This is a genomic window from Roseateles sp. GW821-FHT09B06, assembly GCF_059418245.1.
The window spans coordinates 159680-175012 of the sequence record NZ_JBWKPM010000006.1; the positions used below are offsets into that span (position 1 = coordinate 159680).

The 15333-nt window shown below is 72.0% G+C and carries 15 protein-coding genes; 4 read left to right on the top strand and 11 right to left on the bottom strand.

Annotated features, from left to right (window positions below):
* The first annotated feature begins 70 nt into the window (after positions 1-70).
* Positions 71-1522, top strand: coding sequence for an aminotransferase-like domain-containing protein (locus AC07OQ_RS07840; RefSeq protein ID WP_495052544.1), 1452 nt, complete (start codon positions 71-73; stop codon positions 1520-1522).
* Here AC07OQ_RS07840 and AC07OQ_RS07845 read toward each other — a convergent pair.
* Together AC07OQ_RS07845 and AC07OQ_RS07850 are read right to left on the bottom strand one after the other, a co-directional pair.
* Complete coding sequence (locus AC07OQ_RS07845; protein ID WP_495052545.1) at positions 1519-2340, bottom strand: class I SAM-dependent methyltransferase; 822 nt, start codon at positions 2338-2340, stop codon at positions 1519-1521. The genes AC07OQ_RS07840 and AC07OQ_RS07845 overlap by 4 nt on opposite strands.
* Positions 2341-2389: 49 nt before the next feature.
* Positions 2390-3958, bottom strand: a complete 1569-nt coding sequence (locus AC07OQ_RS07850) for a GGDEF domain-containing protein (RefSeq protein ID WP_495052546.1) — start codon at positions 3956-3958, stop codon at positions 2390-2392.
* Positions 3959-4055: 97 nt separating this feature from the next.
* On the opposite strand from AC07OQ_RS07850, the gene AC07OQ_RS07855 reads away from it, so the two are divergent.
* Entirely contained in the window at positions 4056-4841 is a 786-nt protein-coding gene (locus AC07OQ_RS07855; protein ID WP_495052547.1) for a glutaminyl-peptide cyclotransferase, read from the top strand.
* A gap of 19 nt (positions 4842-4860) precedes the next feature.
* Here AC07OQ_RS07855 and AC07OQ_RS07860 read toward each other — a convergent pair whose 3' ends face one another.
* From AC07OQ_RS07860 to AC07OQ_RS07885, 6 genes are all read right to left on the bottom strand, one after another.
* Positions 4861-6537: an FAD-dependent oxidoreductase gene (locus AC07OQ_RS07860; RefSeq protein WP_495052548.1), complete on the bottom strand. Its 1677-nt coding sequence runs from the start codon at positions 6535-6537 to the stop codon at positions 4861-4863.
* 103 nt (positions 6538-6640) lie between these two features.
* The gene (locus AC07OQ_RS07865; protein WP_495052549.1) at positions 6641-8521 is read right to left on the bottom strand and encodes an ATP-binding cassette domain-containing protein; all 1881 of its coding nucleotides are present in this window, start codon (positions 8519-8521) and stop codon (positions 6641-6643) included.
* 54 nt (positions 8522-8575) lie between these two features.
* Positions 8576-8962 (bottom strand): Rid family detoxifying hydrolase, encoded by a 387-nt coding sequence (locus AC07OQ_RS07870; protein ID WP_495052550.1) that lies wholly within the window; start codon positions 8960-8962, stop codon positions 8576-8578.
* A 57-nt stretch (positions 8963-9019) separates the two neighbouring features.
* The gene (locus AC07OQ_RS07875) at positions 9020-9691 is read right to left on the bottom strand and encodes a glutathione S-transferase (RefSeq protein WP_495052606.1); all 672 of its coding nucleotides are present in this window, start codon (positions 9689-9691) and stop codon (positions 9020-9022) included.
* Positions 9692-9747: 56 nt separating this feature from the next.
* Positions 9748-10722 carry a tripartite tricarboxylate transporter substrate-binding protein gene (locus tag AC07OQ_RS07880; protein WP_495052551.1) on the bottom strand — a complete coding sequence of 325 codons (975 nt, stop codon included), beginning with the start codon at positions 10720-10722 and terminating at the stop codon, positions 9748-9750.
* Between the two features lie 43 nt (positions 10723-10765).
* Positions 10766-11284, bottom strand: a complete 519-nt coding sequence (locus tag AC07OQ_RS07885; RefSeq protein ID WP_495052552.1) for a MarR family winged helix-turn-helix transcriptional regulator — start codon at positions 11282-11284, stop codon at positions 10766-10768.
* Positions 11285-11355: 71 nt separating this feature from the next.
* Between AC07OQ_RS07885 and AC07OQ_RS07890 the strand changes: the two genes are divergently transcribed.
* Positions 11356-12609, top strand: coding sequence for a flavin-dependent oxidoreductase (locus AC07OQ_RS07890; RefSeq protein WP_495052553.1), 1254 nt, complete (start codon positions 11356-11358; stop codon positions 12607-12609).
* A gap of 13 nt (positions 12610-12622) precedes the next feature.
* On the opposite strand, the gene AC07OQ_RS07895 is transcribed toward AC07OQ_RS07890, so the two are convergent.
* The gene (locus AC07OQ_RS07895; RefSeq protein WP_495052554.1) at positions 12623-13282 is read right to left on the bottom strand and encodes a class I SAM-dependent methyltransferase; all 660 of its coding nucleotides are present in this window, start codon (positions 13280-13282) and stop codon (positions 12623-12625) included.
* Positions 13283-13290: 8 nt separating this feature from the next.
* Positions 13291-14043 carry a siderophore-interacting protein gene (locus AC07OQ_RS07900; protein ID WP_495052555.1) on the bottom strand — a complete coding sequence of 251 codons (753 nt, stop codon included), beginning with the start codon at positions 14041-14043 and terminating at the stop codon, positions 13291-13293.
* A 39-nt stretch (positions 14044-14082) separates the two neighbouring features.
* Here AC07OQ_RS07900 and AC07OQ_RS07905 point away from each other — a divergent pair, with 39 nt between their 5' ends.
* Complete coding sequence (locus tag AC07OQ_RS07905; protein ID WP_495052556.1) at positions 14083-14568, top strand: MarR family winged helix-turn-helix transcriptional regulator; 486 nt, start codon at positions 14083-14085, stop codon at positions 14566-14568.
* 9 nt (positions 14569-14577) lie between these two features.
* Here AC07OQ_RS07905 and AC07OQ_RS07910 read toward each other — a convergent pair whose 3' ends face one another.
* On the bottom strand, positions 14578-15318 hold the full coding sequence (locus AC07OQ_RS07910) for a metallophosphoesterase family protein (RefSeq protein ID WP_495052557.1): 741 nt from the start codon (positions 15316-15318) through the stop codon (positions 14578-14580).
* Positions 15319-15333: the final 15 nt, after the last annotated feature.

A 15333-nucleotide genomic window follows, 5' to 3' on the forward strand; every position in this document is an offset into this window, starting at 1 on the left:
CCCAGTCTAGCGCGCACAACCAATACAGAACCAGTACACTTTACGGCACACGCCACTTTTCTGTATTGGCATGAACACCAGCACAGCCCCGACCTCGCAGGCCGCCGCCCTCAGCCGCGGCGCCAGCACGCCGCTGGCCCAGCAGCTGGCCCAGCGCTTCGCCGAGCGCATCCAGCAACGCCTGCTGCTGCCCGGCGCACGCCTGCCCTCGGTGCGCGAATGCGCCAGGCACCATGGCGTCAGCCCCTACACCGTGGTGGCGGCCTACGACCAGTTGCTGGCCCAGGGCCTGCTGGAGGCGCGCAAGCAGCGCGGCTTCTTCGTGCGCGAGGCCCGGTCGGCGGCGCGCGAGCAGCCGCGGGCCGCCGGCACGCGCGCGGCGGCCGCCGCGCCGCGCGCGCCGCTGGATGCCACCGCGCTGATCCGCAGCATGTTCCAGGCCGATGCGCGCAGCGCGCCGGGCCTGGGCACCCTGCCGGCCGACTGGCTGGATCTGGCCGTGGTGCAGAGCGCGATGCGCAAGGTGGTGGCCCAGAGCGAGGGCGCCGACCAGCTGGCCCTGCAATACGGCGAGCCCGGCGGCGACATGCGGCTGCGCGAGGCCCTGGCCCAGCGCCTGGCCGATCTGGGCATCGCCGCCGCACCGGGCCAGATCGTCAGCACGGTAGGCGCCACCCATGGGCTGGACCTGATCACCCGCACCCTGCTCGCGCCCGGCGACGCGGTGCTGGTCGACGATCCCGGCTGGGCCATCGAGTACGCGCGCCTCACGCAGGCCGGCATGCGCTTGCTGGCCGTGCCGCGCGGCGCCGACGGCCCCGACCTGGCGGTGATGCGCCAGTTGGTCGAGCAGCACCGGCCGCGCATGTACGTCACCGTCTCGGTGCTGCACAACCCGACCGGCAACAGCCTGTCGCTGGCCGGCGCACACGAGATCCTGAAGCTGGCCGAGGCGGCGGACTTCCTGATCGTCGAGGACGACACCTATGCCTTCTTCGCGCCCAACCATGCGCCGCGCCTGTCGGCGCTGGACGGGCTGAAGCGCACGATCTATGTCTCGGGCTTCTCCAAGATCCTGACGCCCTCGTGGCGCGTCGGTTTTCTCGCCGCCAGCCCCGAGCGCATCGCCAAGCTGACCGAGCTGAAGCTGCTGTCCACGCTGACCACCAGCCCGCTGCTGGACCGCGCGGTGGCCATCTGCCTGGAGCAGGGCCAGCTGCGCCGCCATGCCGAGCGCGTGATGGGCCGGCTGGACGCGGCGCGGCTGCGCGCCGTGCGCCTGGCCGAGGAGGCCGGCTGTCCCTTCGTGACGCCGCCGCAGGGCCTGTTCGGCTGGGTCGATGCCGGCGTCGACACCGAGCGCCTGGCGCACCGCCTGCTGGACCGCGGCTGGCTGATCGCGCCGGGCCTGCTGTTCAGCGCCAGCCGCCAGGCCGGCACGCTGATGCGCATCAATTTCGCGACCTCGCAGGACGTGCGCTTCTGGCGGCTGCTGGAGCAGGAACGCGCCGCGCTGCGCTAAGCGCGTGTTTGCGATCCCCCCATCGGCACGCGGCCCTTGACCGCCCAGGCCAGCGCGGCATAGGAACGCGGACCGTCCGGCTCGCCGTCCAGATAGGCGGCCCGCACGGCCTCGCAAAGGCGCTCGCGCTCGGCGTCCGACAAGGACCGGACATGCTCGGCCCCGGGGCCATCCCCGCCGAGATAGGGCGCCCAATAGTCGGCAAAGGAGGTGAATTCCATGCGGATGCTTAGCACCGCTTCGTCGATGTCGACGAAGCCGGCGGCACGCCATGCCGCGACCAGCTCGCCCGGCCTGGTCATCGGCCGCGTGTAGTTCCTGGCGCGGCGCTCCCCGGCCCGGGCATCCAGGGCCGCGGCCGTGTCGAAGAAGAGCCGGTTGGCCACGAAGCCGCCGCGCGCATCCCAGACCGTGGCGGCCACCAGGCCACCGGGGCGCGTGACGCGGCGCATCTCGGCGATGGCCCGCTCGGCCTGCGGCACGAAATGCAGCACCAGCATGGCCAGCGCGGCATCGAAGCGCGCGTCCGGATGGTCGATGGCGCAGGCATCCCCGACCTGGAAGCTGATCCCGCGCTGCGGGTAATGCCGGCGGGCATGCTCGATATAGACCGGCGCCAGATCGATCGCATGGACCTCGGCCGCCTCGGCGACCAGCGCCCCCGCCAGATGCCCGGTGCCGCAGCCGACGTCGAGCACGCGCGCGCCCTGCGGCAGGCCCGCGAACCCGATGAAGGGCCCGGCCAGCCGGCGGCTCCAGCGGCCCATGTTCAGTTCGTAGCCGTCGCCGTCGGCGGCGACAAAGGTGGAATTGCTCATCGGCAGGCTCCCGCTGTGCAGCGACGAGTGTGCCACCGCCGCTGCACAGCTACTCCGCGACCCGGTCCCGCCCCTCCGCCTTGGCCCGGTACAGCGCCGCATCCGCGCGCTGATACAGGCTGTCCGGCGTCTCGTCCGGCAAGGCCTCGGCCAGGCCCATGCTGAGCGTCAGGCGGCCCGAGGCGCCGCCGGCCGCGTGCGTCACCGCGCGGCTGGCCAGCGCGCCGCGGATCTCCTCGGCGCAGTGGCGCGCGCCGGCCAGGTCGGTGCGCTGCAGCAGCAGCGCGAACTCCTCGCCGCCCAGACGCGCGACCAGGTCGCCGGGCCGGCGCGCCGCGCCCGCCAGGCAGGCGGCCACGGCCTGCAGCGCCAGATCGCCGCGTTGGTGGCCATAGCGGTCGTTGTAGGCCTTGAAATGGTCGACGTCGAGCAGCAGCAGGGTCAGGGCCTCGTTGCAGCGCTGGCGCTGGCGCATCGCCAGCTCCAGCCGCTCGGTGAAGCAGCGCCGGTTGGCCAGCCCGGTCAGCGCATCGGTCCGCGACAGCCGCTCCAGCACATGCACCTGGGCGGCGATCTCGCCCAGCAGGTGGTTGGCGCCGCCGGCAAGCTCGGTGATCTCGTCCTGGCCGCGCACCGTGACCTGGCGCCCCCAGTCGCGTTGCTCGCGGATGTCGGCAATCTCGCGGCGCAGCCGCACCAGGCGCGCCACCAGCAGCCGGTCGGCCGCCCACACCAGGCCGGCCGCCAAGGCCAGCGCCAGGCCCAGCATCACCCAGCGCACGCGCTGCAGCAGTTCCCGGCCCTGCTGCAGGATGTGGCGCGGCCAGCGCGTCTCCAGCACCGCCACCTGCGCTCCAGCCAGGTCGTGCAGCGGCCAGTAGATCACGAGCTGCGCCGACATGCGATCCAGCCGTGCCGGCCCCAGGCCGGTCTGCGAGCGCAGCTCGAGCGCCAGCGGCTCGCCCGGCAGGGCTTCGCCGGGGCGCAGCGGGTGCAGCTGCAGCTCCAGCCCGCTGCGCCGTGCCACCGCCAGCAGCACCGCCGGACTCAGCCATTCGGCGATCGCCACCGTGCCGCGCGCGGGTGCGCCGCCCAAGCCGTCCAGCAGCGGCCGCCGGCACACCATCATCAGGTCCCGCCGGGCCCGCGCCAGGCCGCAGGGCATGCTGGCGTCGAGGGCCGGCCGCGCCAGCAGGGCCTGCACCGCGGGGCCGAAGTCCGCGGGCAAATCCAGCCCGCTGGCCTGCCCGGGCGCGGCGATGCTGTGCCGCAGGGCGCCGTCGCGCGCATACAGCCCCAGCCAGTTGAGCCCCGAATTGCCGATGCTGGCCGCGTTGAGGTTCTGCGCGGCGAAACGCGCATTGCCGTCGGCCGCGTACTGGTAGAGATCGGGCCAGACGCTCCATTCGCGCAGCACCCGGTCGCGCAGCGCCAGCTCGTCGTCCAGGGTCTGCAGCAGGCGCACCAGGTCCGCGCGCACCGCGCGCTGCTCCAGCGCCAGGTGGTTCTGCTCGACGCTGGCATGCAGGAACCACAGCGCCAGTCCGCCCAGCGTGGCCGACAGCGACAGCACCCACAGCACCACCTTGACGCGCAAGCCCATCGCCCACCCGCTCACCGGAAGATCCGGTGAATCTACCCGAGTCCGGGCCCCGCGCCCGCCGCGCGACACAAGTCGATGCTTTGTCCCTTCGCTCTCTTTATGATGCGGCGCCATGCGCCCATGTCTCGCCCGCCTGCTGCTCGTTCTTTCGCTGTCCCTCCTTGCCGCGCTGCCGCCGGCCTGGGCGCAATACGCCCAGACGCCGCGCTACGGCGTGCAGGTGCTGAAGAAATACCCGCACGACACCGGCGCCTTCACCGAAGGCCTGTTCTACCGCGACGGCATGCTCTACGAGAGCACCGGGCTGGAAGGCCGCTCGGTGGTGCGCCAGGTGCGGCTGGAGAGCGGTGCGGTGCTGCGCGAGGAGGCCCTGCCGGCGCAGTATTTCGGCGAGGGCATCGTCGACTGGGACGAACGCCTGATCCAGCTGAGCTGGAAGAACGGCGTCGGCTTCGTGCGCGACCGCGCCACCCTGGCGCTGAAGTCCACCTTCCGCTACCCCGGCGAGGGCTGGGCGCTGACCCGCGACGAGCGCCGCATCATCATGAGCGACGGCAGCAACCAGCTGCGCTTCCTCGACCCGCAAAGCCTCAAGGAGATCGGCCGCGTCAGCGTGCGCGAGCAGGGCCGGCCGATCGACCGGCTCAACGAGCTGGAATACATCAAGGGCGAGGTCTGGGCCAATGTCTGGCAGACCGACGAGATCGTGCGCATCGACCCGAACAGCGGCCGCGTCACCGGTCGCATCGAGCTGGCGGGCCTGCTGACGCGCGAGGAGGCCGGCCGCGTCGACGTGCTCAACGGCATTGCCTACGACGCCCAGGGCGACCGCATCTTCGTCACCGGCAAGTTCTGGCCCTGGGTGTTCGAGATCCGGCTCAGGCCGCTGCCGCGCTGAGCGGCCCGCCGGGCCGCCCTTAGCGGGCGGCCAGGTACTGGTGGATCGAGGCCACCGCCGCCGCGCCCTCGCCGATGGCGCCGCCGACCCGCTTGACCGAGCCCGAGCGCACATCGCCCACCGCGAACACGCCCGGCACGCTGGTTTCCAGCGGCCCCGGCAGATAGGCGCCCGCGGCGGCCTCCGCGGCCGCGCCGGTGCAGACGAAGCCATGGGCGTCGACCGCGACGCCGCAGCCCTCCAGCCAGCGCGTCTCGGGCTCGGCGCCGACGAACAGGAACAGATTGCGGGTGTCGCAATCCCCCTGCTCGCCACTGCGGCGGTCGCGCCAGCTCAGGCCGCTGAGCTTGCCACCGCGCTCGCCGCGCAGCGCGCTCAGCTCGGTGTGGGTGAGCAGCTCGATATTGGAGGTGTTGGCGATGCGGTCGATCAGGTAGCGCGACATGCTGGCCGACAGGTCGGGCCCGCGCACCAGCATATGCACCTTGGCCGCATGCTCGGCCAGGAAGACCGCGGCCTGGCCGGCCGAGTTGCCGCCGCCCACCAGGGCCACCTCGGACCGGGCGCAGAGCTTGGCCTCCACCGTCGAGGCCCAGTACCAGACGCCGCGCCCCTCGAACTCGGCCAGCCGCGGCACCTCGGGCCGCCGGTAGCGCGCGCCGCTGGCCACGACGACGGTGCGGCCGCGCAGCCAGCGGCCGTCGGACATCTGCAGGCGCAGCTGGCCCTCGGGACCGGCCTGGCTGCAATCCAGCGCCTGGGCCTCGGAGGGGATCATCACGTCGACCCCGAACTTCTGCGCCTGCACGAAGGCGCGGCCCGCCAGCGCCATGCCGGAGATGCCGGTCGGGAAGCCCAGATAGTTCTCGATGCGCGCGCTGGCGCCGGCCTGGCCGCCGAAATGCCGGCAGTCCAGCACCACCACGCTGAGGCCCTCGGAGGCCGCATAGACCGCCGCCGCCAGGCCCGCCGGCCCGGCGCCGACGATGATCACGTCGAACAGCTCCTCGCGTTCGCGCATGTCCAGCATGCCGATGCAGCGCGCCAGCTGGGCCTCGCTGGGGTTGACCAGCACCGCGCCGTTCGGGCAGACCACCATCGCGTCGTCCGCCGCCACGCCGTACTGCTCCAGCAGGGTGGCGGTGGCCGAGCATTCGCTGGCCTGGATCTGCTGATGCGGCTGGCCGTTGCGACGCAGGAAACCCTGCAGGCGCACGATGGCGGGCGATTCGGGCGAACCCACCAGCACCGGCCCGCTGATGCCCGCCTCGATCAGGCCGACGCGGCGCAGGATCAGCGCGCGCGTGATGCGCTCGCCCAGATCGGCCTCGCCGATGATCAGCGCACGCAGCTGCTCGGTCGGGATCACCAGCGCGTCCAGGTCCTCCAGCACCTCGGCATCGACCAGGGCCGCGGCGCCCGACAGCTGGCCCACCTCGCCCAGGAACTGGCCGGGCCCGTTCTCGATGATGGGCACCACCTCGCCCAGGCCGTTGCGTTGCGTCAGCAGCACCCTGCCGCCGAGCTGCACCACCATGCCCGGCGGACGCTGGCCGGCGCGCACCAGGAAATGGCCGCGCTCGAAACGCTGCACCGTGCCGAAGCGGCTGATGCGCGCGATCTCGTCGGGCGTCAGCGTGGGAAACATCTGATGGTGCCGGTCGGCACGCATCTGCGTGGCAGATTCCTGGCTCATGGGTTCTCTCGACAGGGGCAGTCGAGCCATTGTTGAGCTTTTCGGCCCGTTTGCCGAGGCCCAGGGGGATGAATTCGGAGCTATGCCTTCGGAGGGAGTCCGTTCAGCGTGCCTCCAGCGTCTCCCAGCGCTCGAGCAGCGCCAGCAGCTCGGTCTCGATCTCGCCGGCCCGCTCGGTCACCTCGGCAATGCGGGCCGCCCCCTGGGCGTAGAGCTCGGTGCCATTGAGCAGGGCGTTGAGCTGGGTCTGCTCGGCCTCCAGCGCCGCCATCTTGCCGGGCAGCTCGTCCAGCTCGCGCTGTTCCTTGTAGCTGAGTTTTTTCTTCGTGCTGGCCACCACGGGCGCCGGTGCCGGCGCGGGCGGGGCAGCCGGTGCCGCGCCGGCCTGCCTGGCCCTTTGCTCCTGGATGGCGGCGGCACGCTTGGACTGGATCAGCCAATCCTGCACCCCGCCCTCGTACTCGCGCCAGCGGCCGTCGCCCTCGCTGACGATGGTGGAGGTGACCACGTTGTCGAGGAAACGCCGGTCGTGGCTGACCAGGAAGACCGTGCCGTCGTACTCGGCCAGCAGCTCCTCCAGCAGCTCCAGGGTCTCGATGTCCAGGTCGTTGGTCGGCTCGTCCAGCACCAGCACATTGGCGGGGCGGGCGAACAGGCGCGCCAGCAGCAGGCGGTTGCGCTCGCCGCCCGACAGGCTGGAGACCGGCGAGTTGGCGCGCGCCGGCGAGAACAGGAAGTCGCCCAGATAGCTCTTCACATGCTTCTTCTGCGTGCCGATCTCGATCCACTCGCTGCCGGGGCTGATGGTGTCCGCCAGGGTGGCGTCGAGCTTCAGCGTGTCGCGCATCTGGTCGAAGTAGGCCACGCTCATGCGCGAGCCCTGGCGCACCTCGCCGCCATCCGGTGCCAGCTCGCCGAGGATCATCTTCAGCAAGGTCGTCTTGCCGGCGCCGTTCGGGCCCACCAGGCCGACCTTGTCGCCGCGCAGGATGGTGGCGCTGAAATCGCGCACGATCACCCGCTCGCCATAATGCTTGGAGACGTTCTCCAGCTCGGCGACGATCTTGCCGCTGGCACCGCCGGTGTCGATGTCCAGCTTGACCTTGCCCTGCACATCGCGCCGCGCCGCATGGGCCTGGCGCATCGCCTCCAGGCGCTGGATGCGCGCCACGCTGCGGGTGCGGCGCGCCTCGACGCCCTTGCGTATCCACACCTCCTCCTGGGCCAGGAGCTTGTCGAAGCGGGCGTTGACCAGGGCCTCGTTCTCCAGCTCGTACTGCTTGGCGGCCTGGAAGGCGGCGAAGTTGCCCGGATAGCCGCGCAGCGTCCCGCGGTCCAGCTCGACGATGCGGTTGGCGACGTTGTCCAGGAAGGCGCGGTCGTGGGTGATCAGCAGCAGCGAGCCCTTGAAATCGTTCAGCAGGCCTTCCAGCCAGGCGATCGCGTCCAGGTCCAGATGGTTGGTCGGCTCGTCCAGCAAGAGCACGTCCGGCTGGGCCACCAGGGCGCGGCCCAGCGCGACGCGCTTCTTCAGACCGCCGGACAGGGCGCCGATGACGCGCTCGCCGTCCAGGCCCAGGCGGTGCAGGGTCTCGTCGACGCGCTGCTCCCAGTTCCAGGCGCCGATCTGCTCGATGCGCTCCTGCACCCAGGCCAGGTCGTCGTGCTCGTCATGGCGCTCGTAGCGCTCGCGCAGGGCCTTGGCCTCGGCCACGCCCTCGCTGACCACCTCGAAGATCGTCGCCTCGGGCCGCAGCACCGGCTCCTGCGGCACATAGACCGTGGTCAGGCCCTGCTGCAGCTGCAAGAGGCCGTCGTCGAGCTTCTCGAGGCCGGCCAGGATCTTCAGCAGCGAGGACTTGCCGGTGCCGTTGCGGCCGATCAGGCCGACGCGCTCGCCGGTTTCGAGGGCGAAATTGGCCCCGTCGAGCAGCGGCACATGGCCGAAGGCGAGATGGGCGTTGGAGAGGGAGAGGACTGCCATGGGCGCGATTGTCGTCGACGCGGCGGATCACGCCCCGGCAGTCGGGCGGCCGCCTCAGGGCGCGACCCTGGCCGTGACATCGATCTCCACCAGGGGCCCCAGCGGCAGACGGGACACCTCGACGCAGACCCGGGCCGGAAAGGCTCTCGGAAAATACCTGGCATAGACCGCATTGACGGCGGCGAAGTCGTCCATGTTCGTCAGGTACACCGCGGCCCGCACGACCTGCTCCAGGTCCGAGCCCGCGGCGGCCAGGATGGCCCGGATGTTCTGCAGCGCGCGCTCGGCCTGGGCCGCGGCATCCTGCCCGACGAGCTGGCCCGTCGTGGGGTCCAGCGCCACCTGGCCCGAGGTCCAGATCCAGCCATCCCATGCCACGCCCTGCGAGTAGGGCCCAACCGGGGCGGGCGCGGCCGGGGTTTCGATGACATGTCGACTCATGGCGGCCTCCAGCGAAACGAGACCCGAAAAGAATAGGCGAGCGCCGCGCCCGCGCGGCTAGACCCCGGCTTCCAGCGCGGGAAACGCCATGGCCAGCTGCGGCGCCAGCTTGGCCATGCAGGCCTCGAACAGGCGGCTGCCCAGCCAGCCGGCGAGCCAGGCCTGCAGCGCCGGCAGCGGCAGGCCGGCGAACCAGGCCGGCTCCACCGCGGCGAACTGGCGCACGAAGGGGAAGATCGCGAGGTCGGTGGCGCAGGGCGCAGCGCCGCCCAGATAGGGCCGGCCTTCCTGCAGCCGGCGCTCCAGCGGCAGCGGCAGCGCGGCCAGGGCCTGCGCGCGCTGCCGCTCGCGGGCCGTTTCCTCTGCACCGGCGTAGCGTTCGGGGTATTTGTAGCGATCGAGGTGATGCTTGAAGTCGCCGTCATTGCGGCGCAGCAGGTCGAGGTTCTCGCCCGATTGCGCCCGCTGCCACCAGCCGTCGCGATCCTCGGGCTCCAGCGCCCAGCGCATGATGTCCCAGCTCTCCTCCAGCACCCGGCCATCGGGCAGATGCAGCACCGGCACCGTGCCCTTGGGCGACAGGGCCAGCAGCGCCGCGGGCTTGGCGCGCAGCACGATCTCGAAGGCCTCGAAGTCCAGCCCGGCCCCGAGCAGGGCCATGCGCGCCCGCATCGCATAGGGGCAGCGGCGATAGCTGTAGAGCAGGGGCTTCGAGGGCGGGACTGGAATGCTGTTCACGCCGCGAGGCTAGCGCAAAGCCGCCGCGGCGGCGCGGCGGCGCTGGCTCAGTCGTCCGACGAGAACCCCGAGGCCTTCACGATCGGCCCCCATTGCTCGCGCTCCTTCGCGAGCCGGCGCGCATAGTCGCCGGGCGACAGGAACAGGGGCTCGAAGCCCAGCTTGGCCAGGCCCTCGGTGACCGCGCTCTCGCGCAGGGCCACGCGCACCAGGTCGGCGATGCGCTCGACGGTGGCGGTGGGCGTCCTGACGGGCAGGAACAGGCCATAGGTCTCGACCCCGTCGATCCCCTTGAAACCCTGCTCCTCGAAGGTCGGCGCGTCGGGCGCGAAGCGCGAGCGCCTGCCGTCGGTGACGCCCAGCAGGCGCACGCGCCCCGAGGCCAGATGGGGCAGGAAGTCGCCGATGCTGAAGCAGCCCGAGGCGATCTGGCCGCCCATCAGGTCCTGCATGCCCGGCGCCGCGCCGCGATACGGCACATGGGTCAGCCGGATGCCGGCGGCGCGCTCGAACTGGTTGCCCAGGAAATGCGGCATCGCACCGGCGGCCGGCGAGGCATAGGCGGCGCTGCCCGGGTTGGCCTTGGCCCAATCGACGAACTGGGCCAGCGTCTTCACCGCGGCCGGCACCATCGGGCCGACGCCGAAGCCGCAGGTGGAATGGGCCAGCGGCGCCACCGGGATCACGTCGGCATCGGGTCGATAGGCCAGCTTGCGATAGGCATGCGGGTAGATCGTGAACATCGACGAGGGGCTCAGCAGCAGGGTCTGGCCGTCCGGCGGCGCATCCTTCAGCGCCACGATGGCCAGGCGCCCGCCGGCGCCCACCTTCTGCTCCACCAGCACCGACTCGGCCATACGGCCGCGCCAGGCCTCGGCCACGCGGCGCGCGCTGGTGTCCACCGAGCCGCCGGCCGGGAAGCCGACCAGGATGCGCGGCAGATTGCCGGCCTGGGCGGTCGCACGCGCGGCCAGGCCGCCCAGCAGGGCGGTCAGGGCCGCCGAGAACGCTCGTCTTTGCATCGCTGTCTCCTTTTGTCGCTTATCGTTCTTGTGCCGGCCGGCGCTACCCGGGATGCGGCAGCGGCTGGGCCGCCGCCGTCGCCACCCAGGCCAGGCGCTCCAGATCGGCCTTCAGCCCGGAGCCGCGCTCGCCCAGGCCCTGCACCAGGGCGCGGTCATGCGCCAGCACGGCCTGCTGCAGCCTGGCCAGTCGGCGCCGGCCCGCGGCCGTCAGATGCAGGCCCCAGGAGCGCGCATCGGCCGGGTCGTCGCGGCGCTCCACCCAGCCCTGGGCCGTCAGCCAGTCGGTCAGGCGCAGCGCGCCGCTGCGATGCAGCCCCATCGCCTGGGCCAGCAGGCCCTGGCGCATGCCGGGGTTCTCGGCCACCAGCACCAGCGCGGCGAAGCGCTGCGGGCTGATGTCGGCGCCGGCCGTGGCGCGGTAGAAATCCAGGTAGAGCGCGTTCTGCGCGCGCCGCAGCGCATAGCCCAGCAGCTCGTCCAGCATGCCGTAGCGCAGGCCCGGCACCGGCAGCAGCAGGCCCTCCGGCGGCGCGGCCTCGGTGATTGGCGTCTTCGTCATGCCTTCAGCATAGATATCGTTGCATAGCGCAACAATCTCGCTTACCCTGATGAAAATCAAGGAGACAAGCCATGGCACTCGATATCCTGGTCGCCGGCGGCGGCATCGGCGGACTGACGGCGGCGCTGGCGCTGCACGCGCGCGGCCACCGGGTCACGGTCTGCGAGGCCGCCGCGCAGATCCGCCCGCTGGGCGTGGGCATCAACCTGCTGCCGCATGCGGTGGCGGTGCTGGACGAACTGGGACTGCTGCCGGCGCTGCGCGCGCTTGGCCTCGAGACCTCGGCCCTGCTGTTCGCCAACCGCCATGGCCAGACCATCTACCGCGACGCGCGCGGCCTGGCCGGCGGCTACAGCCATCCGCAGCTGAGCATCCATCGCGGCGAGCTGCAGAACCTGCTGTGGCGCGAGGCCGAGGCGCGGCTGGGCGCCGGGCGGCTGCGCTGCGGCGAACGGGTCGTCGCCGCGCACAACGAGGCCGGCAGCGTCGTCGCGCAGATCGAAGCGGCCGACGGCGGCCGCACCGAGCGCCGCGCCGAGCTGCTGATCGCGGCCGACGGCATCCATTCGGCGATCCGCCGCCAGTTCCATCCCGACGAGGGCGCGCCGCGCTGGAACGGCATGATGATGTGGCGCGGCACCTCCTGGGCCCGCCCCTTCCTGGACGGCCGCACCATGGTGCAGGCCGGGCATCGGCGCGCCAAGTTCGTCGTCTACCCGATCGCGCCGCCGCGCGCCGGCGACGGGCTGCAGCTGATCAACTGGATCTGCGACCGGCGCCTGCGCGAGGACGGCATCGGCGGCGGCCTGGCCGCGCCCGGCCGCGAGGACTGGAGCAAGCCCGGCAGCCTGGACGACCTGCTGCCGACCTTTGGCGGCTGGCGCTTCGAGTGGCTGGACGTGCCCGGGCTGATCGGCGGCGCGACCCAGCTGCTGGAATGGCCGATGGTGGACCGCGACCCGCTGCCGCGCTGGCGCCAGGGCGAACGCATCACCCTGCTGGGCGACGCGGCGCATCCGATGTACCCGATCGGCTCGAACGGCGCCACCCAGGCCATCCTCGACGCCCGGGCTCTGGCCGCGGCGCTGGCGGCCGCAAGCGACCTGCCGGCGGCGCTCGATGCCTACGAGAACGAGCGCCGGCCGCTGTGCGCGCGCATCGTCGAGATGAACCGCCAGGAGGGGCTGGACGCGATCCTGGACATGGTGGAGGAGCGCGCACCGGACGGCTTCGCGCGGCTGGAGGATGTGATCGATCCGGCCGAGGTCGACGCCTATGTCAGGCACTACAAGGCCGCGGCCGGCCACCACCAGCTGGCGGGCTGAAGCGTGGCTTCGCTCAGCGCTTGCGCGCCAGGCTCAGCCCGTCGCTGAAGGGCAGCAGCACCATGTCGACGCGGGTGTCCGCATGCAGTTTGCGATTGAAGGCCTGCAGGGCCCGGGTGTCGTCCGACTCGGCCGGCCGCGCCACCGCGCCGCCCCACAGGGTGTTGTCCACCGCGATCAGGCCGCCGGGACGCAGCAGCCGCAGGCAGCGTTCGTAGTAGGCGTCGTAGCTCACCTTGTCGGCGTCGATGAAGGCGAAGTCGTAATGCCCGGCCGCGCCCGCCGCCAGGCGAGCGTCCAGGGTCTGCTGCGCCGGCGCCAGCCGCAGATCGATCTTGTGCGCCACGCCGGCCTGTTCCCAGAAGGGCCGGCCGATGCGGGTGTACTCCTCGCTGATGTCGCAGGCCAGCAGCTCGCCGTCGTCCGGCAGGGCCAGCGCCACCGACAGCGCGCTGTAGCCGGTGAACACGCCGATCTCGATGGCGCGGCGCGCGCCGATCAGCCGCACCAGCAGGGCCATCAGCGCGCCCTGTTCCGGCGCGATCTGCATGCCGGCATAGCGGTGCGTGCGCGTGGCCTCGCGCAGCGCCGCCTGGGCCGGATGCTCGCGCAGCGAATGCGCCAGCACATAACGGTAGAGCTCGTCGTTCAGCGGCAGGTAGCGATTCGACATGGCAGGCCTCAGCTCGGGTCTTCAAGGTTCTCATGATGCGCGCTGGCGCCGCGCTTCCAGTAGGCGGCGGCGCGGATCGCATGGCGGTCATGGCCCTTTTCCTCCACCAGCAGCCTGCGCAGCGCGGCCATCGCGGCGGCCTCGCCGGCGCACCAGGCATAGCCCTCGCCCGCCGGCAGCGCCAGCGCGCGCACCGCGGCGATCAGCTCGGCATCGCTGGCCACCCAGTGCAGCTGCACCTCGGCGGCGCTGGCCAGCGCGCGGCGATCGGCCACCTCCGGCAGGTTCAGCACGACGAGGGCGCGGGCGCCGGCGGGCAGCTCCTCCAGGCGACGCGCGATCGCCGGCAGCGCGGTCTCGTCGCCGACCAGCAGATGCCAGGCGTAGTCGGTCGGGATGATGAAGGAGCCGCGCGGGCCGGCGATCGTCAGCCGCTGGCCCGGCGCGGCCCGCGCCGCCCAGCCGGCGGCGGGGCCGTCGCCATGCAGCGCGAACTCCAGCGTCAGCTCGTTGGCAGCGGCGTCATAGCGGCGCGGCGTGTAGTCGCGGCGCGCCGGCTCCGCTCCCTCGACCGCGGGGTCGAGGAAGAGCTTGATGTGGTCGTCGAACGAGGGGCTGAGGAAGCCGGGCAGGTCCTCGCCGGTGAGGGTAATGGCCCGCACATGCGGGCTGAGGGCATCGACGCGCTTGACCAGCAGCTCGCGCCGCTTGATCTCGTGGCGCACGCGCTGGACGCGGCTGCCCTGTTTTGGTCCGGACATGCTCGTGAGCTCCCGATATGGTTGACAATATCACCCATCATGCGCAAATCGATGGACAATGTCAACCATTTACCCGCCAAGGCCGAGCCGCGCCCGGAGCCGGACGATGTGCTGGAGCTGGTGCACCGGGTGATGCACCAGTACCGCTCGCAGCAGTACCAGGTGCTGCGCGACGGGCCGCACGACATCACGCATATGGAGAGCAAGGTGCTGGGCTATTTCGGCCGCCACCCGGGCGCGACCCAGAGCGAGCTGGCCGGCGACACCGGCCGCGACAAGGCCCAGCTGGCGCGCCTGATCAAGGGCCTGCGCGAGCGCGGCCTGCTGGACGGCAGCGCCGACGCGGCCGACCGCCGCCAGGTGCGCCTGAGCCTGACCGCGGCCGGCCGGGCGGTGCTGGCCAGCCTGCGCCAGCAGGCCGAGCGCCTGTCGGCCAAGGCGGTCACGGGCCTGCAGGCGGCGGAACGCGCGCAGCTGCTGGCGCTGCTGCAGCGCGTGAAGCGCAATCTGGACGAAGCCGACTGAGCGACCGCCTCAACCCATATAGCCGCTCAGCAGCGCGCGCTCCCAGTCAGGTCGTCCGCGCTGCTGCGCCAGCCGGGCCATCGCGCGGAAGTCGTAGGGCACGGCCAGCAGCTCGCTGTGCCAGCCCTCGGGGCGGCGTTCGATGATGGCGTAGCGCGCGTCGGTGGAGCCCATCTCGACCAGGTGGAAGACCGGATGATCGTCGTCATAGGCCTGCAGCCCGACGCTGCCGGGGTTCAGCAGCAGCTGCCCGGCGGGGCTGCGCAGGCTGCGCTGCACATGGGTATGGCCGCAGGCCACCACCGGCGCGGTCTCGCCGGCCAGGCGCTCGGCCACCTCGGCCGCGCTGGCCACCCGCACCGCGGGTGCCGCCACCGACTCCAGGAAATATTCGAGATCGCTGCGCGGCGTGCCATGGCATAGGAAGACCTCGTCCGTCAGCCGCAGGGTCGGCGGCAGGCTGCGCAGCCAGTCCAGCTCGGCCGCGCCCAGCTGGGCGCGCGCATAGGCGTCCGCTAGCGCGCCGGGGCGCTCGGGGCCGATCTCGAGGACCTGGCGCTCGTGGTTGCCGGCCAGCGTTGGCCAACCTTCGGCCATCAGGTACTGCGCCGTTTCCAGCGGCAGCAGCGGGCCGGAGAGGCTGTCGCCCAGGTTGACGATCCGGTCGACACCGCGGCGCCGGATATCGGCCACGACGGCCTCCAGCGCGGCCAGGTTGCCGTGGATGTCGGAGACCAGGGCGATGCGCATGATGATGATGGCGAA